The sequence below is a fragment of the Paenibacillus arenosi genome (assembly GCF_014841135.1).
Taxonomy (GTDB): Bacteria; Bacillota; Bacilli; order Paenibacillales; family Paenibacillaceae; genus Paenibacillus_B; species Paenibacillus_B arenosi.
The window spans coordinates 298160-322099 of the sequence record NZ_JACYTN010000002.1 but is presented as its reverse complement, the minus strand read 5'-3'; the positions used below and the strand labels follow the sequence as shown (position 1 = coordinate 322099).

Sequence of the window (23940 nt, the reverse complement as noted above, 5' to 3'; positions counted from 1 at the left end):
TTTGACATGCCATGCTAATGCACATAATTGTGCAGTGTTAGCTTCAGCGATTAGGCCGATAATACTTGCCTTAAGTCGATAATTTAGCATGTTTTTCCTAGTGTGTACAGCCTTTTTGCACAAATTAGCGGACTGCAATTCTATAGCTAAGCGGCAAAACGATTATTGTTGTTCAGCACCTGGCAGCATAGGCTTCATTAACTCTTCCATGAAAGGTTGGACATTATGTTTGAATTCGAGCAAAAATGGTTTGCGTTCAGGTGTAAACACGAGCAGTAATGGCTGCTTGTCCGGGCAATAGATCAAGAACACATCCTTCGTTTGTACTTCAAGCCTCGGCAGCTTGATCTGGTATGGATTGGCGAGGGCGATACGAACGATATAACCACATTTACTTCCTATATTTAACTGTGGGGAAAGGCCGGTTACGGATTGCAACCATTTTGCAGCTTCTGCTTGAATAGCGGGTGTGTTAGGTATCGTTTTGACAATTCGTTCTTGCTGCATATCAAATAGTTGCACTTGCGGCAAAGGTTGTGTTGGTTGCTCGGGTAAGATTGTTTGGGCAGCTTGCGTCGGTGACTTATGCTGTTGTTCTGGAATAGCTGATACAACATTTGGCGTTATGGTAAGCAGGACAGCACTTAGGAAGATGCATATTTTACGAAAAGCTTTGACTTGTGCAACTGAACAATTCATACGTCAACTCCTAACGATGGATCTGTAGTGGCCAAAACATTAAGGAAAAAATGGTGAATAGGAAACTGCTTTCCTTACTGTACCCATCTTGACGTGTTTCCATGAAAGGGTATGATGGTAGAAACTACACATTTTGGAGGGGCGTCGATGAACAAGACGTGGAATGTATGCGCAATTCAGATGAATATTCGAATTGGTGAGCCAGAACGAAATGTAGAAGAAGTTATAAAACAGATTGAAGCGGCAGTTGCAGCTCATAAGCCTGATGTAATTGTCCTGCCCGAAATGTGGAATACAGGCTATGCACTAGACCGTGTACATGAGTTAGCAGACGAAGGTGGAAAGCAAACATTGAAGCTGCTGTCTGAACTGGCTTCTTTGCATCATGTGCATATTGTTGGTGGATCTGTAGCTGTAAAAGAAGAAGGGCAAATTCGCAATCGGTCTTATGTAGTTAATAAAAAGGGTGAGTTGGTACATTCCTATGATAAAGCCCATTTATTTAAATTAATGGATGAGCATGTTTACTTACATAGCGGAAATGAGCTAGGCATATTCGAATTAGATGGAGTAAAATGCGGAATTATTATTTGCTACGATTTACGTTTCCCGGAATATATCCGCAACTTGGCTTTGCAGCATATCGAAGTACTGTTTGTCCCTGCTCAGTGGCCAAATCCACGACTTCATCATTGGAAAACCTTATTGACAGCACGTGCGATTGAGAATCAAATGTATGTAGTTGCTTGTAATCGGATGGGGACGAGTATTGGCTCGGACGGCAAGCCAACTTCTTTCTTTGGTCATTCGACGATAATTGATCCGTGGGGCGAGTTGATTGCAGAGGGAGATGACCAAGAACGTCTTGTTCAAGGTGAAGTCGAGATTTCATTGGTACAGCAGGTTCGCAGTCGAATTCCAGTGTTCGAGGACAGACGTGAAAGTCTGTATCGATTGCAATAGTAGATACGTATAACCTTTTAGATATTTGGGCTAGGAAAATAAGAGGAGGGGCTGAAAACAAAGCCCTCCTCTTTCTTTTGGCTAATTTATCGTCGTAGACGGTAAGCTGTTCGTTGTAGCTGCACGGACACGACTGCCGAATTGAGCGCTCAATGTATCTTGCAGCGTTTCTTTAAATGCTTCTGCTGCCTTAGACATATATCTGCCGCTCCGATAGGCCAGCACGAGCGTGCGAGCAGGCTGCCCTTCAAGCGCGACATATTGTGGAACGAACTCGCTGCGTGGTGCCGTCGCAATAAAGGCTGGAACAAGCGCGACCCCCATTCCTGTAGCAACGAGTGATTGAACCGTTTCAATATTACTGCTCTCAAATACGATCCGCGGTTCGAAGCCAGCTTGACTACAGAGATCCATTGTAATCTGCCGGAATCCTTGACCTCGTTTTAAAAATATAAAAGGCTCATCCTTAACATCTGCAAGCGGTATAGCAGTTGTACCAGTAGATGAATCAGATACATTCACTGCAGCCAACCGATGGTTTCTTGGCACAGCAAGTACAATTTCTTCCTCTAAAATAGGCTCATACTCAAGTGATGGATCTGACAAGGGGAGTGACAGCAGGCAAAGATCGTTTTTGCCTTGTGCCGTCAATTTCACTAGATTGGAAGTCGACGGTTCCTCGGTAAGGACAAGTTCAATATCAGGATATCGGCGATGAAATGATGGTAGCACATGCGGCAGCAAATGTGAGCCTGTAATAGGCATCGTGCCTATTGTTACTTTTCCTGCTTTCGTTTGGGAAATATCAAACATTTCTTTTTTGAGCTGCTCCAGAGAGTCCACAATCGCTTGCGCACGTTCAACGAATACCGTTCCAGCGTGAGTTAGTTCTACGGAATTGGTCGTTCGTTGGAACAATAGAACGCCTATTTCCTTTTCTAGCTTAGACAGCTGTTGGCTCAATGAAGGCTGTGCAATATGAAGCTTTTCCGCAGCGCGTGAGAAATTACGCTCCTCCGCAATCTGAATGGCGTATTGTAATTGTCGTATTTCCATAAGTATATGTCCCCCTCTTTATAGTCTTAACCTATCAATATTATAGATATTATATCTTGGAACAATTAAGAAAGAAATGGTATATTGAGTCCCAAGATAAATAGATTTATGCAGTCAATGTGGGACGAACGCATCTGACTTCACAGAGAAACGTAAAGAGAGAGAATTTGCATATCACTTGATGAGGTGAGGAAACATGTCAAAGAAGACACTATACGAAAAAATTTGGGATCAGCACGTCATTGTACAGGAAACAGGAAAGCCTAGCATTTTATATATTGACTTGCATCTTGTTCATGAAGTTACTTCTCCACAAGCATTTGAAGGCTTGCGCTTGAGCGGTCGTTCAGTCCGTCGCCCTGATTTGACGTATGCGACAATGGATCATAACGTACCGACGAAAGACCGTTTCAATATTACAGACCCGATTTCCAAACAACAAATTGATACACTCTCACAGAACTGCGCTGATTTTGGTGTTCGTTTGTTTGACTTGAATGATATCGATCAAGGTGTTGTTCATGTCATGGGACCAGAGATTGGATTGACGCATCCAGGCAAGACTATCGTTTGCGGCGACAGCCATACTTCTACGCACGGTGCTTTTGGTGCGTTGGCATTTGGTATCGGAACGAGTGAAGTAGAACACGTAATGGCAACACAATGCTTGCAGCAAGCGAAGTCGAAGACGATGGAAATTCGTTTTGTTGGCAAACGCAATGTAGGCGTAACAGCGAAGGATATGATTCTCGGTGTTATTGCTAAATACGGAACAGATTTTGCGACTGGATACGTCATTGAATATACAGGTGATGCTATTCGTGAGCTTACGATGGAAGAGCGTATGACAGTATGCAACATGTCCATCGAGGGTGGAGCTCGTGCTGGTCTTATTGCGCCAGATGAGAGTACTTTTAACTATTTGCGCGGTCGTCAATATGTACCGCAAGATGAAGCTTATGAGGCAGCAGTGGAACGCTGGAAGCATCTTGTAACAGATGAGGGAGCTTTCTATGATGTTGTTATTGAGTTCGATGTTGAGTCGTTGATTCCACAAGTAACGTGGGGAACGAGTCCAGGTATGGGAACAGACATTACGGCTGCTGTTCCAAACCCTGCAGAAATGGAGACAGAGAACGAGCGTAAAGCATCTGAGAAAGCTTTGGAGTATATGGATCTTACACCAGGGACACCAATGACAGAAATTGAAATTGATTATGTATTCATCGGATCATGTACGAATGGACGTATAGAAGACTTGCGTGCGGCTGCTGCCGTGGCAAAAGGTCATACCGTTAGTAATCGCGTAACCGCAATCGTTGTACCCGGATCTGGACGTGTGAAGATGCAGGCAGAACGTGAAGGTCTTGACCGCATCTTTACAGAAGCAGGATTTGAATGGCGTGAAGCGGGCTGCAGTATGTGCTTAGCGATGAATCCAGACGTGCTTCAGCCAGGTCAGCGCTGCGCATCCACATCGAACCGTAACTTTGAGGGTCGTCAAGGTCGCGGTGGACGTACACATCTCGTATCCCCAGCGATGGCAGCAGCAGCTGCGATTAAGGGTCGCTTCTTCGATGTACGCAATTGGGAATTCAAAGCAGAAGTATTGAACTAGTAGAGGAGGACGAACAGATGCAACCATTTACGAAACTAACAGGGCTCGTTGCTCCTGTAGACCGAGTCAACGTTGATACAGATGCTATCATTCCGAAGCAATTTTTGAAGCGAATTGAACGCAGTGGCTTTGGTCAATTCTTGTTCTTTGAGTGGAGATTTGATGAGCAAGGGAATACGATTGAGTCGTTTAATTTGAATAAGCCGCGCTACCAAGGCGCATCGGTGTTGCTCTCGAGAGCCAATTTTGGCTGCGGCTCTTCACGTGAGCATGCTCCATGGGCGATCTTGGATTTCGGTTTCCGTTGTGTAATTGCACCGTCGTATGCGGACATTTTCTATAACAACTGCTTCAAGAACGGTATTCTTCCTATTATCCTTTCAGAGGAGCAGGTAGAGGAGTTATTCCAACGTGCGGATAAGCACGAAGGTTATCAACTTCGAATTGATTTGGAAAACAAATCGATTTCAGATGAACATGGACTTTCTTATTCCTTTGATCTAGATGAGCACCGCCGTCAATTCCTTCTTCAAGGTCTAGACGATATTGGCTTGACGCTAAAGCATGATGAAAAGATTGCTGCTTATGAAGTATCTCATCAAGATCGCCTGGCGTATCCAGTTCAAGCTTAATTTTGAGTCACAAGAACATAGGGCATTAAAACCCATTAAAAACCGCATTTTTTGCGGTTTTTTTGTTTGTGTCATCAGCTTTTTATCATTTACTACCTTACGGTGAAGCTTTATTGAAGTTAGAAAATTAGCCTTTACAAGATGTGGATAATCGTGTATTTTGATATTAACAAATTGATAATAACTAAAAGTTACTAACGGGTGGTCGTGATATGGAGCAAAGGGATATGAACGGACTTACGGAGCAAGAATTTTTGAAGCAATATCGAGCGGGTGATTATGAACGCCCTTCAGTTGCTACGGATATGGCGATTTTCACGGTTACGGATTCCGAAGAGAGTAATTACCGCAAGCTTCCGAAGAAAGAGCTGCAAATCTTGCTTATACAGCGTGGAGGTCATCCTTATCTAGGGAATTGGGCACTGCCAGGTGGCTTTGTTCGTCCTACGGAGACGACGGAACAGGCAGCATTGCGTGAACTGAAGGAAGAGACGAATGTGGACAATGTCTACTTGGAACAGTTGTACACATTCAGCGAGCCGGGACGTGATCCGCGTACATGGGTTATGAGCTGTTCCTACATGGCGTTGATAGATAGCTCTAAGGTACAGGTTAAGGCTGGGGATGATGCACATAAAGCTTCATGGTTCAGCGTGAATTACCGTTTATTAAAGGAGCAGAAGGAACTACTGGAGGACGGATTTATTAAGACGAAGCAGTATGAGTTAAAGCTTATTGGTCATGATGTGACGCTAACATCTGTGGTGGAGTGCACGATGACATCGACGGAAGCTACATCTGCTATGAAATATTCAATGATCTCGAATGAAGGCTTGGCCTTCGATCATGCCAAGATTATTAGCTATGCGATTGAGCGTCTGCGCGGAAAGGTGGAGTATACAGATATTGCACTGCATCTAATGCCTAAGTTGTTCACTTTAACGAACTTACAGCAAGTGTATGAAGTCATTTTGGACAAGCAATTGTTGAAGGCGGCTTTCCGCCGTAAAGTAGCTTATCTCGTGGAGGAAACCGATAACTACACTGAAAATGCTGGGCACCGTCCATCGCGGTTGTTCAGGAGAAATCGTGAGGGGATATGATGATTTACTCTTTAGTAGATTTGAAGAAAGCCTATCAGGCGGGTAATACATACAAGTATTTGTTTTTCTGGGGGCACAGGGCTCCTGCTAACGGCAGTATTAACCAAAGCTGTTTCAGCCAGTGGTGGAAATGTTATTTTACTGTGGATGGTGAATCATATAGCTGCACCGAGCAGTTCATGATGGCGGAGAAGGCACGGCTGTTTCACGATGAAGAAATGCTGAAGAAGATTATGAATGCCAAGCATCCGAAGGAAATGAAAGCATACGGCCGTGCGGTAAGAAACTTTGATAACGACATTTGGAATCGTAACTGCTATGACATTGTGAAGCGAGGCAACTATGCAAAGTTTTCACAAAATATAGAGCTTTGGTGTTATTTGAGAACGACGAAAAATAGAATATTGGTAGAGGCGAGCCCTGTTGATCGGATTTGGGGTATCGGAATGGCTCAGGTAGATCCCGCCGCAAACAATCCTATGAAATGGAGAGGAACCAATTTACTCGGGTTTGCTCTGACAGAGGTAAGGGATCAGTTATTAGAGAAAGAAGGGGAGTAATATGAGACGCAAGCAAATTGCACAGGATACACTTCGTTATATGGAGCAGGGCTATTATGCAATCAATGGACAGAAAATAGAGTTCTCTAATTCGCAGAAATATTCAGAGGATAATAGTATTCTTATCACACCGATGCAGGGAGTGGAATTGGTACGGGGTTGCGAGCTGCCGGCAGAAGGAAAACGAGCGGAGCAGCGAGTTAGAAGAGAGGCTACAGTAAAAACGATACGGGACTTTGCTGGCAGAGGTGCTAGTGGAGTCGGGGTACTTAATTTTGCAAGTGCGAAAAACCCCGGTGGTGGATTCCTGAACGGCGCTATGGCGCAGGAGGAGAGTTTGGCTGCTTCCAGTGGCCTATATCGAACGCAACTACGTAATGAGGAATATTATTTGGCTAACCGTGCTTGTAACACAATGATGTATACCGACTATGCTATCTATTCTCCCGATGTTGTATTTTTTAGAGATGAGCGGTTTGAATTGCTGAAGCAGCCGGTAACAGCTTCTGTATTGACACTGCCTGCCGTTAACTACGGACAAGTGTTATTAAAAGGTGAAGATAGCAACGAAGCTAAGCGGGTGATGAAGGATCGGATGCGTCTTGCTTTAGCTATTTTCGCGGACAGAGGGGCAAAATACTTGATTTTTGGAGCATACGGCTGTGGTGTATTCCGCAACCATCCAGTTGAGGTGGCTGGATGGTGGGAAGAACTACTTGAAGATGAAGGCTATAGTAAGTTATTTGATGAGATCGTGTTTGCAGTTCTGGATAACTCAAAGGGTGGAACATGTATACGAGCATTTGAAGATGCTTTTGGGAGAGGCAGAAATAAACTAATAACGAAATAATACCCTGTTGTCTGGAAATAATCCGGTAGCAGGGTATTTTCATTGAAAAAATTGCAAACCACCTAACTATTTTAAGAGGATGGTCGTTATAGTGGTATACCGGTAAATACGCATGATGAAACGAGGACTATAACGTGATCGAATTGAAAGGTGTTACGAAGCAGTATAAGGGGAATATAGCTGTTGTATCTAATATAAATATAACGATAGAAAATGGAATGTTCGGTTTATTAGGGCCAAATGGAGCGGGCAAATCAACGCTGCTGCGCATGCTTGCAACTCTTCAGAAGCCGACCACAGGCACTATTTGCGTGAATGGTATGACCATGGAAAACGATGCTCATCGGATTCGTGGGGTGATTGGCTATTTACCACAAACATTTCAGGCCCAGCCGCTCATGACAGGAAGAGAGTTTCTTGACTATGTGGCGTTAATGAAAGGAATCAGTCATACAGCGGCGCGTAAGCGGATGGTAGAGGAGATGTTGGAGGAAGTAAATTTGACAGCGAAGTCAAAGGACAAGGTCAAAACTTATTCTGGTGGTATGCGCCAACGTCTAGGCATCGCTCAGGCTATGATTGGTGATCCAAGCGTACTGATCGTTGATGAGCCGACAGCGGGGCTAGATCCAGAGGAAAGGGTACGATTCCGCAATTTGCTGAACCGCTTCAGTAGCAATCGCATCGTTCTACTATCAACCCATATCGTTGCGGATATCGAGACAAGTTGTGATCAGTTAGCTGTGTTGAATCAAGGTGAACTGCAATATGTCGGTCATCCTGATGGGCTTGCTGCACATGCAGAAGGTAAGGTATGGCAAGTAAAGGTCTCCGATGAGCAATTCGTTCATATTCAGCCAGACGAATTAGTCTCTGCGAAGCGATTGGACCGAGGGGTATTGTGCCGCATCGTAAGTGTTAAGAAACCTGCGTATGTAGAGGCTATTGCTGTTACCCCTTCCCTAGAGGATGGATACTTGGCGCTTCTTGGAGGTGCGAAGTAATGTGGTGGAAGATGTGGATTAGGCAGTTTCAATATGAGTGTAAAGTAATGTTGGATAGACCCTTATGGCTGCTTATACCTGTAATTTTTGGTGTGTGGATGTATCAGACTCTTTCCGTGGGTACGCACCCTGTATCAGAGGACTTGTATTACTATTTAGATGACTATAACAAACTCCAGCATGTCCTAACTTTAAGTATTTCTGTGATATTAGGTATTCTACTTATTCGTAGAGATATGATTCAACCTTCCTATGAATGGATGAGTGCATTGCCTATATCCCGCATAGGAATATGGAGTGCAAAATGGTTAGTTGGCATGATCTATATGACATTATTTATTTTATTTCCGTTTGGGGTATATGTATTTCTTTCACTCGCAAAGGAAGTTCCAGCGGATGCGTTATGGCGCACTTTGACACTGTTTATACCGCTGTATGTACTGTCTTATGCACTTTCATTAACGATTGGTATGGCATTGGCTGCATGGATTCGCAATCGTATCGTCTATTTTATCGGGCTATGTGGTTGGATGTTCGGGACTTATTTTAATGATATCGTGCTCGTTGAAATATTGCAGCTAAATCCCTTGAAGTTATTTCACCTTACTCAATTTTTATCTGGTGGATTTCACTATCATGAGTTATGGGCAACACCTTGGTTAATGGATGAAACGCTTCGATATGGACTATTTGCCACTGCCTTTATCGTTACGCTGAGCGTGTGTGGGATCGTGCTGCTGCAAAGTCAACAGCCAGGTCGAACCGTGAAAATTTGGAAAATGGCATTCGTTGGAAGTGTTGCGCTTTTGTTACTCAGTGCTGTTCCTTATGGGATGATGTGGGGGGAACGACTGGCTTGGAGTGAAAAGTTTGCACAATCGGCACGTATATTTGAACAAGTGAATGATTTCTATCCAGAGCAAATGATGAAACTTGAAGAAACAAATGTGCAGGTTACGAGACAAAATGACCGTGCGTTGAAGCTTGATGCGAGTTTGACAGGGACGTTTGCGAAAGAAGGTCATTCTGTTATTCCCTTTACGCTCGATGTTCCTTTTTATGTAGAGGATGTCAAGGTAAACGGGAAGTCTGTGAATTTTGAGCGTACGGGCCAATTTATACTCGTTACCAATAGTGAAGGTGTATGGAAAAAAGGGGAGCAAGCGACGATCTCGTTCCATTACATGATTGAGGGGGTTGTCCGATCCTATAGCGAAGGAAATGAAGTCATATCGCACTCGGCTGTGAAAGACGGGATGAATTTTAAGCATAAAGTTGCATGGTATCCTCTGATAAATCAATCTAGTTTGTATGGGAGTGATGGGTCTCTTCAACGTTCTTCAAGCGATCGTAGCTCGGCAAGACATCATATGAGGCTTACACTCGTAGGATTTGATGAATTTGTATACACGAATATTTCTGAGTTGCCTTCCTCTCAACAGAATAGTAACAATGATATTCAAGTTCGCCAATATGAAAGTATGAATGCTAGAGGCATTGACCTATGGAGCGGACCATTTCTAGAAGTAAATATTCCTCAAAGTGAGGTAACTTTACTTACAACGCCTAGTAACAAACAAGAGGCTGAAAGGTTTGCCAGTCGACTAGGAAAGGCGTTGGCGTACTATCGTCAGTGGCTTCCTGTCTACGAGCATATCGAGCAAATTATATACATGCAGCAAGAAGATCTAGCATCTGCTTCTTATACGGGAGAGGTAGTAGGTAATTCCTATTACATACGTCAGTCCAAGCATGGCAATTTGGACGATTATCAGTTGCCACTTGTGTTAGAGGGTATTTTGTTTGGAGAGCCGAGCAAATCGATGTCTTATTACAAGGTGGATTTATCAGAATCACTCGTCATGGAGCTCCGCCTTATGCTGCTGGAGATGTACCGAATGGAAGTAGACTCACAGATGAAATTCCCGATGAGAGAGCGACATCATACAGTTAAAAAGTTTACGACGGCCTATATGGAAGGGAAGTCAGAGCAGCTAAAGAAACTGCTGCGTTATTATTATGAGACGAATAATCGACTTTATATCGATATTCATGCTGTAGATGATTTTTATAACAAAGAACTTCCAGTGCCAGAAGGGTTATATCCAGTTATTACGGAGCAATCGTTTCACGAAAAATGGACGAAGGTAATGGGCCATGAGTAATAAATCGAATTGGATGTATGAGCTCAAACAGCTGTTGTCTTGGTGGTCGTTGCTGCTTATTTCAGAGATAGGATTGATAACTGTATTGCTACTGCTGCGCGATATCGAGCATAATCCACCAATGACATTCTATATGCATGAAGTTGGAGCAGTTCCGTTTGCTATAGCTGTATTCATTGTAATGACGTACAAAGAGTCGACACTGCCCATGTTGGAAATACGGGCAGTGTGGCCTGTGTCAATTGGGCGCATTTATTTAAGAAAAATAGTACTCGTGCTTGCTGGTGTGTTGTGCTATCAGACGATTTGGTATTCGATTTATGTGATTAAATATGATGCAGTCTTTATTCGATACTACCAAGGATTGGAAAGTGGGTTTGTTTATGGACCAGCATCCTGGTGGGCAGTCGTGTGGACTGCTTGGTCAACAATTATATTTTATCTTTCCCTTTTATTATTTTTTATGGCATGGACAAGACAGGCGTATATCGGCTGGTTGGCGGCATTTTTTTGGTGGATGATGGAAGTGCTGTCAACTGGAAGCATACTTGGAGAGTGGAGTACATTTATTTACACATGGAATCTGGACGTGCATGGAGTTGCTAATCGAATCGTTTATTTAGTGAGTGCGATCTTGTTATTTGCAGTAGCGATCTGGCTCTTCGAGAGAAGAGAGCGGTGGTGCAACTCCGTCGGTGAGGATCAGGGCTAACCATTAAATAATAGAGTTAGGGGGAGTGGGAGTGACTGATGAGCAGTTGATAGAAGCAATGGCGGATGGGGATGAAGCGGCATTTGAGGCGATTGTCCGTCGCTATCATGCTCCGATCGTTATCTATGCGGAACGAATGCTGCATGACCGTAAGCGGGCGGAAGATATTGCACAAGAGACATTTTTGCGACTCATTAAGCAGTTGCAGCAAGAAAGGCTGCCTGCGTTAGTAAAGCCTTGGTTATATCGGGTAGCAGGCAATTTATGTCGAGATTTCTTCCGTCGTGCTGAGGTCAATCAGGTGACAATAGTTGATTGTATGGATGAGGTGGAGCATGAGCTTCTAGGTAGAGAGCAAGCGGCTTCATCTACCATCGTACAACTAGTTGAGCGGCAAGAAACGCGTAAAGAGTTGATTGCTGTGCTTGATCAGTTAACACCGCTTCAACGTCAAGTTGTCATATTAAGGTTCTATCATGATTTTAAGCTTGAGGAAATTGCGATTACGATGGAGTTGGGGCTCAGTGCAGTCAAATCTCACTTATATGGTGCCCTACGGAGTTTGAAGAAGAAGTTAATTGAAAATAAACAGAGTGTACTAAAGGAAGTAATGCCTATGGAATACGCTGTCTCGTCACTTTCTTACAAGAGAAATCAAAAGGAGGGGAGTCGTAATGGAAAATAATCATGGCACGAATGAAAATGCGAAGAATACGAATACAGTGATTGAAAAGCAACTAGAGCAGGAACTTACTCCATTTTTACAATCCTATGTAGCGTCTCCCCCTAAGCAGGAAGAGACGGATCGTCTCATTGCCGCATTGCGACCTCATTTTAAAATGGCTTTACAGCGTGATTCGGAAGACGTTATTTTGTCAGCAAACAATAATGATGACCTATTTGCAAATTTGCAGCCCACAACGACCAAACGATTATCATTATTACACTTGTTGCGTTTACAATGCTATGTCTATCACACCAAATTTTTTATCGCGACTGCCGCAATGTTTATCTTGTTACTATTCGTAGCTGGTAGTAATGAAATAAGAGCGAGTTGGCTATGGGAGTTGTTTCCGTGGACAATCCCTGCTTATATGGGAGCAGGGCTATTATATTCATTTCGATCTTCAAACGACGGGATGCGAAAGCTGGAAATGGTAACGCCATATCCACCACAGCTGCAATTTATGGTTCGATTGTTTCTAATGTATGCTATCAGTCTTGTGCTTGGGCTCGGGGGATCTTTGTCAGCTTATTTGTCAGGTGAGCAATTATCGTTAATGCTGTTCATACTGAACTGGCTCGCTCCTGCAACACTTGTTATGGGTATGCTCATCGCGATTCAATATCGAAAAGGGATGCAGTCTGCTTATCGTTGGTCGGGCAGTGCTTGGTTACTGTATATGCTTATGAATGAACTATCAATTATGAAGGTGAATACTACCTTGCATCTCTTGCAAAATGGGATAGCACTTACGATTGGCATTATACTAGCAGTTGGCAGCGTCGCGAAAATTATTCGTACAGGCGGATATGGTCGAAAGGTGACTTCATTATGATTACGGTTCGTGGGTTGAAAAAGAAAATAAGCAAAGACTTTCATCTTGAGATTGGCGAATTACACATTAGGCAAGGATTATGTGTAATTAGTGGAGCTAGCGGCTCTGGGAAATCAACTTTCCTGGAGCTAGTCGCCAGTGCATCTGATCCTGATGAGGGAGAGTTATTATGGAATGGTATCCCGTATAAGCAGCATCTTGGTGTACTGCGGAGCCAAATTGGCTATGTACCTAGTGAGGTAATTGCATATGAAGAGATGACAACGGAGCAGTTGCTTCGTTATATGGCAGGGCTTAAGGGGAACCTATCTACACAATCTATCGAATCTGTGCTTACATTATTCCGTTTAGTTGATATAAGAAGGCGTAGAATGAATAGCTTATCCGTAGGCATACAGCGGCGGATTATTTTGGCGCAGGCTTTTTTAGGTGCGCCTTCTATTATGGTTATGGATGAACCATTGAAACATGTCGATCCATTTGAGGCGGAGCGTTTGAGAACGTTGTTTGCACTATATGCACGTAGAAATACGATGATTATTGCAGATGATGATCCTAACGCTTGGATCACAAACCAGCATTTAACAATGGAATCTGGTAAGTTGTATGATAATACCACTTATTAAAATCTCGCAACTTTTTGCATTATTTCACGTCTAATCTTACGTCTGTATCATTGAAATTGTTCTCATAAGTTCAAAGAGACAGAACAACATGAAAGGATGTAGAGGTGAAGATGCAGCGAGAAAGAAAGTTATGTGTAAGTTTGTTCTTAGTTATGGTCATATGTTTAGTCTTTCCTAGCTGGACTCAAGCACAAGCAGCACCGAGTTTGTATTTGAATGGGAGTTCCTTACATACGACGGAATCGATTCAAATCACTCAAGGCGTGGTAATGGTACCTATTCGAATTGTATCAGAAGAATTGGGTTACCGTGTCAAATGGGAAGGTGGTAAGGAGCAGAAGGTACGTATCTCTGACAACTACAAAGATATTACATTGGAAGTAGGTCATAAGAAGGGATATGTAAATGGTCAAGTGATTGACCTTGCTGTAGCTCCTAAGGTTGTAAATGGGACAACCCTAGTTCCTCTTCGATTTATTGGTGAAACATTCGGATTAGTAGTAGATTGGGATCATGCAACGAAGTCTGTCTATTTGTTCACACCTGATGGAAGTGGAAATGAAGTACCTGAGCCGCCTATAAGTCCAGGCGAAGACGGAAATACGAACGGTAAGCCATCTACTGATGATACTGAAGTCATTGATATGAATTTCTATGAGAACACGTTACATGTTGCTCTGGATCGAGAAGTTACACCTAAGATTATGACGATGAGTAATCCAGAGCGCATCGTTATAGACTTTCCTAAAACAAACTTTTCAGCACAGTTTAGAGAGCGGTTTGGGTTCGAGGAGCATATGGGCCAAGGCACATTCGCGGTTACTGATTATCCAGACGTGAAGCAAATTCGATACTCGCTCTTTAGTAATTCTCCGAACACGGTGCGTTTTGTTATTGATGGGACGCAAGCTCTCAGTTATCGTGTGAGTACATCCACTGAAGGATTGGTATCGATAACTGTTGAACAGGGTACAGGACAAGGTAATAACAACGGTGGTTCTAATAACGGCAATGGCTCAAACGGTGGCGATGGAGGTACTGTCAAACCGCCAGTTGATCCTTCGAAACCATCACGTCCTGACGGCAAATATGTAGTCGTACTTGATGCAGGACACGGTGCGCATGATTCGGGTGCTGTGAGTGTCAAGAAACGTTACGAGAAGGATTTTAACTTGCAAATGGCGAAGAAGACAGCAGAGATTCTTCGTAAGGACAGTCGATTCCATGTGGTAATGACACGTGAAGATGATAGGTTCCTAGAGCTTAAGGATCGTGTTAAGATTGCAAATGACCTGAATGCTGATTTGTTCATTTCAGTCCATGGCAACAGTATTGCTGTTCCAAGTGTAAATGGTGTCGAGACGTATTATTATCGCCAAGACAGCAAAGCACTGGCTGATGTGCTGCATAAGTACATTATGAAGGGAACGGATATGCGTGATCGAGGCGTGAAGAAAGGGAATTTCCACGTTATTCGAAATACGAAGATGCCTGCTGTATTATTGGAACTTGGTTTCCTAACAAATGTAAGCGATGAGCAAAAGATGTTCAGCGCGGAATTCCAGAACAAAGTGGCAGGACAAATTGTTAACGGAATTAAAGATTACCTGAATGTAAAATAATTCATCTTAATAATTTTGCAACCTGAACATATGTTAGATCGTTTAATATGGTATATAAGGGAGGTCATGTTACATGAAACGTAGGAACTGGATGATTCTAGCGACGCTTGTGCTCGCCATGAGTATCGTATCTGCATGCGGCGATAAGTCTACTTCACCTGCTCCGGTAGAACCGCCAACGACGACCGGTCAGAATCCTGCACCAACAACTGGTGAGCAGACTCCTGGGCAGCCTGAGCAGAAACCAGAAGAAACACCAAAACCAGAGAAAAAAGAACAGACGATTAAAGTGTATATTTCTGACGATCAATTGATGGAACTGAAATCATACGATAAAACGTTCACTTATACGACTGACAAGGAAAGATTCGATGCTGTGCTTGCGGCATTGCAAAAGACGGACGTGCCTAATACGTACGCATTGTGGGAACAAATTCAGTTTAAGTCTCACAAGTTCGATAATGGTACGCTGACAATCGATATTCACATTCCTGAAGGAGCAAACCTTGGTTCTGGCGGAGAGCAATTCGCGCTTAATGCACTGACACAAACGTTGTTCCAATTTGAAGATGTGAAAGCCATTGATATTTTAATAGATGGCCAAGCAACGGAGAGTTTGATGGGGCATGTGACATTGGAACATCCTATCAAGCGACCATAGTAATGATGTTTAACGGATAGTTAAATATGTATGACAATCGACAACAGGGGCAGGAGATGCCCCTGTTGTTGTCGAATAGGTACATATTTGAAAGAACAGATGATAATTGGGATATTAAGGAGATGCGTCATGGTAAATCAAACTCGTAAGCCAATCCGTATTGCTACAAGTGCGATACTGGCTTTATCGTTAACGATGTCAACGGTTCCTGCGGCATTGGCTGCTGAGGCTACCTCAACTGCAACTAAAGCAAATACGACGGGATTCAGTCCTATGTTTTCAGATCTGAAATCTGGACATTGGGGCGAAGCTCATATACATAAACTAGCAGCACTTGGTATTTTGAAAGGGTATAATGGAAAGTTCCGTCCTGATGATCCTGTTACGCAACAAGAAGCAATTACGATCGCACTTCAATATATGAATGTGAAGAGTGAGCTTCCAAATGCTGATGAGGTTGTGTTGCCTGAAGGTATTAAAGTGGGTAATCATTTCAAGCCATATGCAGCATTGGCAATCCAGAAGGGATTGATCAATAAGACCGAGGAAGTAGCAGCGCTTGACCCTAAAGCAAAAGGAACCTGGGGTGAGCAGAAAGCTACGCGTGAATGGGTAACTAAAATTCTTGTTCGAGCTATGGGAAAAGATTCTGATGCACAAGAAGCAATGAAACAAGCAACGACATTTGCAGACAACGATAATATTTCTGCTCATGCGCTGGGTTATGTGAATGTGGCTACACATTTAAAGCTTGCGACAGGCATGGACAAAAACCGCTTCCTACCGAAAGAAACAGTAACTCGGGCTCAAATCGCTTCATTCTTCAGCCGTGGCGAGAGTGTGCTTGATATACAATACGCGAATGAGTACCATGGCATTTCTGGTGGCATTTCGGATAACTCGATTCGTTTGTTTAATCAGGACAACCAATGGGTTAACTATCGTGTAGATGCGAAAACAGTATATTACAGTAATGCTAAGCCTATTGCTCCTAAAGATATTCCTGCTTATACAAAAGTACGTGTTATAGGAGAAGCTAACAATGCGGCTTATGTAGAATTGATAGATGCAGCACCTCAAGTGGAGAATGTACAAGCTACGTTGAAATATGTAGTTCCATCTGAGAACAAGCTCTATCTCAAAGTAGCGGGCAGCGAAGACTTGCAACAAGTGAAGTATGAGCAAAATACAATCTTGAAAGATGCAAGCGGAAATACAATTACAGTAGACAAGCTAACAGCGGATTCGGAATTGACGATTATGCGTGAGACATTCTCGGAAGATCGCCGCGTGCTTGAAATTCAGGTCAAGTCAGGCCCTGTCAATAAGTCTGGCAAAGGTACTATTACTGAAATTAACAAAACGACTCGCAATGTGACGGTTAAACTTGATAATGGTGCAAGCGAGACGTTCCGAGTAGATGAGCAGGCTGTCGTTAGTTATGCGAATCAGCTATTTAAGTTTGAAGATTTGAAAGTAAACGATCCGATTACGTTTACAGTTAAAAATAGTGTCATTACTGGAATTACGTTAAACAGCTCTCCTTCCTATACGATTGACGGTAAGATTCAAGCGTTGGGACCTGCTAAGACGAGTATCACCATTTTGAAAGACGACAACCGACTGGAAGCGAAAATGATTGCTCGAAATGTTGAAGTTGTCATTAATGGTATGAAACATACTAGTGTGGATAACTTGCTTGCTGGAGAATACGGAGACCGTGTCAAGTTAACGATCGATGGAGAAGATAAGGTTACACGCATTGAAGTACTTAGCCGAAAAGTAGAGACACTTATTGGTGCTCAAGTCGAATACTATAATGCAGAGAAAAAATTGTTGACGGTCATCGCTGATAATATCGGTGTTAAGAGCTTCTATTTAACGGACGATACGAAATATGAGTTGGATGGCAATAGCATTATCGGCGCTGCTGTTATCCCGATGCTGAATGGCAAACGCAAAGTAAACATTCAGTTTACTGGGGACAAAGTACTTCTTGTGTCATTTGCACATAAATACGAAGGTACGATTGTCAATGTCAGCACCTCTTCCCGTACGATTACGTTAAAGCTTGCAAATGAGCAAATCATTACGCTTCCTTACTCAACTAACTTCTTCGTTGTTGATGTATACGGGAAAAGCAGTGCGACACTTGCTGACGTCAAACCTGGCAATGAAGTGACAGTGGTCTTGTCCCAAGATCAGGCAAGTGCGATGTCTATGTCTGTGCGCACAAACAAACAGTTTGAAATTGCAGGAGTGAATTCGTCCAACGGGCGCGTGACACTTAGGGATACAAGTCGCCAAGTTGAGGATCATTCTGTATTGTCGGTTCCTGTGTACGGATTTAACAATGAAAAGCTTTCCGTATCTGACTTGCGCACAGATGACGTTGTCAATGCGGTGTTCAATGGACGCAGCTTAGTAGAATTGCGCAAAGTAGCAGTAAATACGGGACGTATTGAAGCGGTTGACGCAAGCGCAGGTATCGTTACAATTAAAGATTACAAAGGTCAGACGTCTACGCATCCGATTAATAATGGTGTGACCGTTATTGCAGCAAATGGTACAACTTCGAATAGTGCAGCAGCGCTGCAAGTAGGAGAGCGTATAGAAATTCGTAAAGATGCAAACAATGCAACCGTATTGAAAGTAATGGCTGGTGAGAAGCATAACTTCTGGAAATATGATGCGAATACGAAGGAATTGTTCGTACAACGTACTAGTGTGAGTGGCTCGCAGCCTCGCCTCATCGTATTGCCAGAAGCGCTTGTTCATAGTAAAGGTCAGACGCTCAATTGGTCTTCCTTCAAAAACGGTGATAGTATTACGGTTTATCTAATGAATGGCAAAGTCGTTGAAGTGGAGAAACACTAGTTTAACGGATGAAAGAGCTTGGTCATTATAGACCAAGCTCTTTTGAATTTTTATTGACGTTATACGACATTTACTAGCCATAATAGCTTGTAGCATGGTATAATATATTCTTGGGTAAGAAAAGAAGAGAGGGATTTAAATGGCAACAAGCGCACGTGTGCGCCGCATATTGGATACGCTTGGGGAGATGTTCCCAGATGCGCATTGTGAATTACATCATTCCAATCCATTTGAGTTGACGATTGCGGTTTTGCTATCTGCGCAATGTACCGATGAGATGGTCAACAAGGTCACGGCTGATTTGTTCCGCAAATACAAGCGACCAGAAGACTATATTGCAGTGCCTCTAGATGAATTGGAACAGGATATTCGACGAATTGGACTATTTCGAAATAAAGCGAAGAACATTCAGAAACTGTCCCATATATTACTAGAGAGTTATGATGGTGAAGTTCCGCGTCAGCACGAACAATTAACAACATTGCCAGGAGTAGGGCGTAAGACTGCGAATGTCGTAGTCTCAAATGCTTTCGGTGTGCCTGCGATTGCAGTTGACACACATGTTGAGCGTGTATCTAAGCGCTTAGGCCTTGCTAATGATGAAGATAGTGTGTTGGAAGTTGAAAAGAAACTTATGCGCAAAATCCCGAAGCAGGAATGGACGGATACGCATCATAGACTTATTTTTTTTGGAAGATATCACTGCAAAGCTCAGTCCCCGCGCTGCGAAGTTTGTCCGTTGCTAGAGATATGTAAATTTGGCAAAAGGCGTATGAAAGCAGCTAAATGAAGGAAGAATGGATAATATACTATTTACACGGATAGGTGGCGATCGAAATGAAGTGCATCTCAGTATATACGGATAGCTTCGAACAATTCTCAGATATATACTTGAAGTTGCTGGAACAACCTGTCCAAGACGATGAGGAAATCGAAGTGGACGGCGTAACGGTGTATGGAGCAGGCAGTGTGCCTGAACAATATGTGGATCGGATGAAGCAGAAAAATAATGTTGTTGTTATGCGCGACAAGAATCAAGGCATTATTATTCTACAGCATGCCAAGCAGTTTGAAATTCTTCTCCCTGAAGAACAAAATATGGTACACTAATAACCGAGTTTGTAGGCAAAATGAGGAAGCCGAGCATTCTCGGTTTTTTCATGCAAAAAATCGATTTACCATGTCTTGCTAAAAGGCGTGGAGCTTATAGATGGGGGAATGGGTATTGTGCATAATAGGGATCGCATCTCAGAAACGCTTCAATCCGTAACACATTCAGGTACAGATTCAATAAGCTTCGATAAACAATTGGAGGCTTTAGCTGCTCGATTAGAGACTGCTGGAAATGCTGGCGCATCAACGAAAATGAAAGAAGTAGCCGTTAAATGGCGTGAGCAATCTTTATACATTGCGATGTGTGGGCACTTTTCTGCAGGTAAGTCCACCGTCATCAACCGGTTAAGCGGTCGAGCATTGCTTCCATCTAGTCCGATACCAACTAGTGCCAATATTGTTGAAGTCCGGTATGGAACAAGTCGTGCTGAAATATATCGTCATAATTCTACAGGTGGAACTACTGCTGAGCAAATTCCTTTGTCTGAGCTGCAAGCCGCTTGCCGCGATGGAGAGCAGATTGAGCGAATCGTTCTGTTTGAAGAGGTAGAATGGCTTCGGGATGGAGCTGTGTTGCTTGATACACCAGGTGTTGACTCTACGGACGATGCTCACCGAGCTGCAACCGAATCAGCGCTGCATCTGGCTGACGTTGTCGTTTATGTAACGGACTATAATCATGTGCAGTCTGAGCTGAATTTTACTTTTGCTAAAAAGGTTGCTGACGCAGGCAAGCCACTCATTTGGATTGTGAACCAAATTGATAAACATCGTGAACAAGAATTGTCGTTTCAAAGTTATCGTGATAGCGTTGAGGCTGCTTTGGAAGCGTGGAATATTGCGCCAGCAGCTATTTATTACGTATCGATGCGCCAGCCTGAGCATCCATGCAATGAGTGGATGGCTGCGCAAACGGCACTCCGTTTGTTGGTAGAACATAGAGCACCATTTGTGCAAGTTGGAGCGATCAGAGCTTCGCAGGAGATTGTGAAAGAATATGAGGCTTGGGCTACTGAGCCGATAGCAGAAGAACGTGAGCAATGGGAAGAGCAAGTCGGCGGCAAGGAAGCGGTACAGGCGCTGCAAGGGGAGTATGACGCTGCAGCATCTCAATTGGAGCTGTTGCGTGGTCAGATCACGAATCAGCAAAATGAGTGGATGCAAGCGCTGATGCGGCTCCTACGCGACGCGAACTTAACACCTGCCGTGCTTCGTGATGCAGCACAGCAATATTTGGACAGTCGCAAACCTGGTTTCAAAGTCGGACTCCTCTTTACGTCAGGAAAAACAGAGGCGGAACGCGAACGTCGACTAGACCAGCTCACCGCAAAATGGAATGAAGAATTACGTGCCCATGTGTATGCACATTTGCTTTCTATGTATCGTGCGCTTGCTCGTACAGCTGGTGCTGATGATCGACAATCGGTACAAGCGCTGGAGGATGAGCTGCCGTATTTTACAAGTGATATGCTGAAGCAGCATGTACAGGAGTCCTCAGCAGGCAGCGGCGAGTACACGATGAATTATTGTCAATCCCGTGCTGAAGAAATGAAGGCAGCAGTGCGGCGCACGGTGCTCGCAGGCTCTGATAAATTATTTGAACAAATGAGCACAAGAGATGCGGAATTCATTCATCAGCAAGAAAATCAATTCGAACAGTTAAAACAGCAGCTAGCTGCATTGCATCAATTGGAAGCGCGTCTAAACGAAGTTAAGCAAACAGTGAGTCAATTGCAATCACAGCTGAATGTTGACCGTAACGATAGGAATGGAAAAGATGATTTGCAGTCACTTCAGCACGTTATTCATTCGGTTAGAGAGCAAGCCAGTAGGCGGAATGAGCTTAATGAGCAGTATATTGAGCATAGTGTAGAACATGCGTTAGAGCAGCGAGCAAATGCAGATGAAATGTATATTACTTCTGTTAGCACGGGGGTTGAAGCGCTGTCTAAAGGCACAGAAGGGCAAGTAGATACCACAGCCTCAGTACTGGAACCAGCTAATGTACGGAGCGGCATTGCTGCTGCCGTAGAAGCGCTGCGCTCAACTTCACAGCAATTGGAGCGTATCGACTCGATGAATGCGCTTGCTGCTGACTATCGTAACAAGGCAGAGCGGCTCGCAAATAACCGTTTTACTGTTGCGTTGTTTGGCGCATTTAGTGCGGGGAAATCATCGTTTGCTAACGCGCTAATTGGTGCGAATGCGCTGCCTGTTTCTCCTAATCCAACGACAGCTGCCATTAATACGATCACGGCACCAACGGCAGAACGGCCTCATGGTACTGCCTTGATTCGATTAAAGAGCGAGCAGCGACTATTAGAAGATATGCGCTATGCTTTGGTACAAATGGGCGATGCTAACGCAGTTCGTTACTCGTTAGAAGAAGCGCTAGCTTCATTATCGCGTTGGAATCCTGATAAGCTGCATCCTTCTGGACGCCCGCATTATAGCTTTATTCAAGCGATATCGACAGGCTATGCTCATGTCAAAGAACATATAGGTAAAGAAATACTTGTTGAGGAAGCGGAATATCGTTCCTATGTAGCAGATGAATCTCGTTCTGCTTTTGTTGAACATATTGAATACATGTATGACTGTGAATGGACACGACAAGGCTTTGTATTCGTAGATACGCCTGGTGCGGATTCTATTAATGCAAGGCATACCGGAGTAGCTTTTGAGTATATCAAAAATGCAGATATGATTTTATTTGTAACGTATTATAACCATGCTTTCTCTCAAGCAGATCGACAGTTCCTCACTCAGCTTGGTCGAGTGAAAGATGCATTCGAGATGGATAAGATGTTCTTTATCGTCAATGCAGCAGATCTCGCTGCAAGTAAGGACGAGTTAGAAAGTGTTATGAGCTATGTTGAAGGTAGGTTACTGGAGTTTGGTATTCGTTCCCCGAGATTGAATGCGGTGTCCAGTTTGCGTGCGTTAGAGGGTAAGTTGGCAGATGATAAAGCGCAGATCCGTGCTGCTGGTTTTGAAGCGTTTGAAGAACGGTTTATGTCATTCGCTGTGAATGAACTCGCTGCAATGAGTATGGAGCGAGCTTATGCTGACATCCAGCGTGCACATGGGCAACTGCAAGCATTAGAGCGGGCGATATTATCTAATGCTGCGGATCGTGAACAGCAGCAGCAACAACTTGATCAATCTTGGTCTGAGGTTGAACATCAATTGAGCAAGCTTGCCCAAACAGATGAGAGCCGTGCAATGACTCAAGAATGTGAAGAATTATTGTATCACGTTCGTCAGCGTATCCAATATCGTTTTAATGATGGATTTGCCTATGCGTTCAATCCGGCATCGTTGCGGGCTGATCAATCTGACCTTGATCTAGCATTGCGACTTGCATTCCAAGATTGGAGACGGCATCTGGAAGTAGAGCTGACAAATGAAGTATTGGCTACCAGCCTACGCCTAGAACAGCATGCGAAGCGGCTTATCGTTCAGCATATGGGAGATACTTCTTCCTTTATGATGGCTAGGTTCGAAGGTTATGTTTACGAGTGGCCGTCATTGGAATCTTGGGCTACACCTCATGTGGAAGCAAAGCTCCCTCAACTCCAGATGGAAGTCAAAGAGCTGCGTAAATGGTATAAGAACGCGAAGCATTTCTTTGAAGCAGGCGGGCGTGATAGCTTGAAGCAGCATTTGGAAGTGATGTGTACGGAGGCAATGAAGATCGAGGTGCACAACATGCAGCAGATGCTCATTTCACATATAACGACTTGCTTCCACAATGAAATGAGTCAACTAGAAAATGAAGCGCGTGAAGTATGGCTTGCGCATGTTAATCGACTGAGATCGGTTACGTCTGATACAATCTCGATTGAAGTGCTTCAAGATGCAATCCAGCAAGTGAATCTCCAGCGAGAAATAAGCTTATAAAAATATCTTTTTTGTCATTCTTATATTTATTTGATATGAATGGCGTGAGTTGCTGCCCCGATCTATCGGGGCAGTTTGTGCATAACGAAGGAATATGGATATTATCTGAGAAAATACAATGAATTAAAAGAAATATATGGGTATATATATGCAAAATCTCTCAATTTCGCATATTCCGCTTGAATATGAGATAATGCGCGTTTTGATGTTGCTACAA

20 protein-coding genes are annotated in these 23940 nt (G+C 43.5%); 18 read left to right on the top strand and 2 right to left on the bottom strand.

The window, feature by feature from the left end; all coding sequences use genetic code 11:
- Positions 1-162: 162 nt before the first annotated feature.
- Positions 163-699: a hypothetical protein gene (locus IFO66_RS04515; protein ID WP_192023979.1), complete on the bottom strand. Its 537-nt coding sequence runs from the start codon at positions 697-699 to the stop codon at positions 163-165.
- 147 nt (positions 700-846) lie between these two features.
- Between IFO66_RS04515 and IFO66_RS04510 the strand changes: the two genes are divergently transcribed.
- Complete coding sequence (locus tag IFO66_RS04510; protein ID WP_192023978.1) at positions 847-1662, top strand: carbon-nitrogen family hydrolase; 816 nt, start codon at positions 847-849, stop codon at positions 1660-1662.
- Positions 1663-1743: 81 nt separating this feature from the next.
- Here the strand turns inward: IFO66_RS04510 and IFO66_RS04505 are convergent, their stop codons facing one another.
- A complete protein-coding gene (locus IFO66_RS04505) occupies positions 1744-2718 on the bottom strand; it encodes a LysR family transcriptional regulator (RefSeq protein ID WP_192023977.1) in 975 nt (324 codons plus the stop codon).
- Positions 2719-2914: 196 nt separating this feature from the next.
- Here IFO66_RS04505 and leuC point away from each other — a divergent pair, with 196 nt between their 5' ends.
- The 17 genes from leuC (at position 2915) to IFO66_RS04420 (ending at position 23723) form a co-directional block, all read left to right on the top strand.
- Positions 2915-4336 (top strand): 3-isopropylmalate dehydratase large subunit, encoded by a 1422-nt coding sequence (gene leuC / locus IFO66_RS04500; protein WP_192023976.1) that lies wholly within the window; start codon positions 2915-2917, stop codon positions 4334-4336.
- A 17-nt stretch (positions 4337-4353) separates the two neighbouring features.
- Complete coding sequence (gene leuD / locus IFO66_RS04495; RefSeq protein WP_192023975.1) at positions 4354-4968, top strand: 3-isopropylmalate dehydratase small subunit; 615 nt, start codon at positions 4354-4356, stop codon at positions 4966-4968.
- Positions 4969-5180: 212 nt separating this feature from the next.
- Positions 5181-6071 (top strand): NUDIX hydrolase, encoded by an 891-nt coding sequence (locus tag IFO66_RS04490; RefSeq protein ID WP_192023974.1) that lies wholly within the window; start codon positions 5181-5183, stop codon positions 6069-6071.
- A complete protein-coding gene (locus IFO66_RS04485; protein ID WP_192024266.1) occupies positions 6071-6631 on the top strand; it encodes an NADAR family protein in 561 nt (186 codons plus the stop codon). The genes IFO66_RS04490 and IFO66_RS04485 overlap by 1 nt, the downstream gene beginning before the upstream one ends.
- A gap of 1 nt (position 6632) precedes the next feature.
- A complete protein-coding gene (locus tag IFO66_RS04480) occupies positions 6633-7481 on the top strand; it encodes a TIGR02452 family protein (RefSeq protein ID WP_192023973.1) in 849 nt (282 codons plus the stop codon).
- 134 nt (positions 7482-7615) lie between these two features.
- The gene (locus tag IFO66_RS04475) at positions 7616-8485 is read left to right on the top strand and encodes an ATP-binding cassette domain-containing protein (RefSeq protein WP_192023972.1); all 870 of its coding nucleotides are present in this window, start codon (positions 7616-7618) and stop codon (positions 8483-8485) included.
- Positions 8485-10650, top strand: coding sequence for an ABC transporter permease (locus tag IFO66_RS04470; protein WP_192023971.1), 2166 nt, complete (start codon positions 8485-8487; stop codon positions 10648-10650). The genes IFO66_RS04475 and IFO66_RS04470 overlap by 1 nt, the downstream gene beginning before the upstream one ends.
- Positions 10643-11362, top strand: a complete 720-nt coding sequence (locus IFO66_RS04465) for a hypothetical protein (protein ID WP_192023970.1) — start codon at positions 10643-10645, stop codon at positions 11360-11362. Before IFO66_RS04470 ends, IFO66_RS04465 begins: the two co-directional genes overlap by 8 nt.
- 31 nt (positions 11363-11393) lie before the next feature.
- Positions 11394-12047 (top strand): RNA polymerase sigma factor, encoded by a 654-nt coding sequence (locus IFO66_RS04460; protein WP_337912568.1) that lies wholly within the window; start codon positions 11394-11396, stop codon positions 12045-12047.
- Positions 12037-12921, top strand: coding sequence for a hypothetical protein (locus tag IFO66_RS04455; protein ID WP_192023969.1), 885 nt, complete (start codon positions 12037-12039; stop codon positions 12919-12921). Before IFO66_RS04460 ends, IFO66_RS04455 begins: the two co-directional genes overlap by 11 nt.
- Positions 12918-13547: an ATP-binding cassette domain-containing protein gene (locus IFO66_RS04450; RefSeq protein WP_192023968.1), complete on the top strand. Its 630-nt coding sequence runs from the start codon at positions 12918-12920 to the stop codon at positions 13545-13547. Before IFO66_RS04455 ends, IFO66_RS04450 begins: the two co-directional genes overlap by 4 nt.
- 110 nt (positions 13548-13657) lie before the next feature.
- Positions 13658-15169, top strand: coding sequence for an N-acetylmuramoyl-L-alanine amidase family protein (locus IFO66_RS04445; RefSeq protein ID WP_192024264.1), 1512 nt, complete (start codon positions 13658-13660; stop codon positions 15167-15169).
- 73 nt (positions 15170-15242) lie between these two features.
- Complete coding sequence (locus IFO66_RS04440) at positions 15243-15830, top strand: GerMN domain-containing protein (RefSeq protein WP_192023967.1); 588 nt, start codon at positions 15243-15245, stop codon at positions 15828-15830.
- A 129-nt stretch (positions 15831-15959) separates the two neighbouring features.
- The gene (locus tag IFO66_RS04435) at positions 15960-18707 is read left to right on the top strand and encodes an S-layer homology domain-containing protein (protein ID WP_192023966.1); all 2748 of its coding nucleotides are present in this window, start codon (positions 15960-15962) and stop codon (positions 18705-18707) included.
- A gap of 139 nt (positions 18708-18846) precedes the next feature.
- On the top strand, positions 18847-19497 hold the full coding sequence (gene nth, locus IFO66_RS04430; protein WP_028593595.1) for an endonuclease III: 651 nt from the start codon (positions 18847-18849) through the stop codon (positions 19495-19497).
- A 47-nt stretch (positions 19498-19544) separates the two neighbouring features.
- Positions 19545-19817: an NAD/NADP transhydrogenase alpha subunit gene (locus IFO66_RS04425; RefSeq protein WP_192023965.1), complete on the top strand. Its 273-nt coding sequence runs from the start codon at positions 19545-19547 to the stop codon at positions 19815-19817.
- 117 nt (positions 19818-19934) lie between these two features.
- Entirely contained in the window at positions 19935-23723 is a 3789-nt protein-coding gene (locus IFO66_RS04420) for a dynamin family protein (RefSeq protein WP_192023964.1), read from the top strand.
- The last annotated feature ends 217 nt before the right edge of the window (positions 23724-23940 follow it).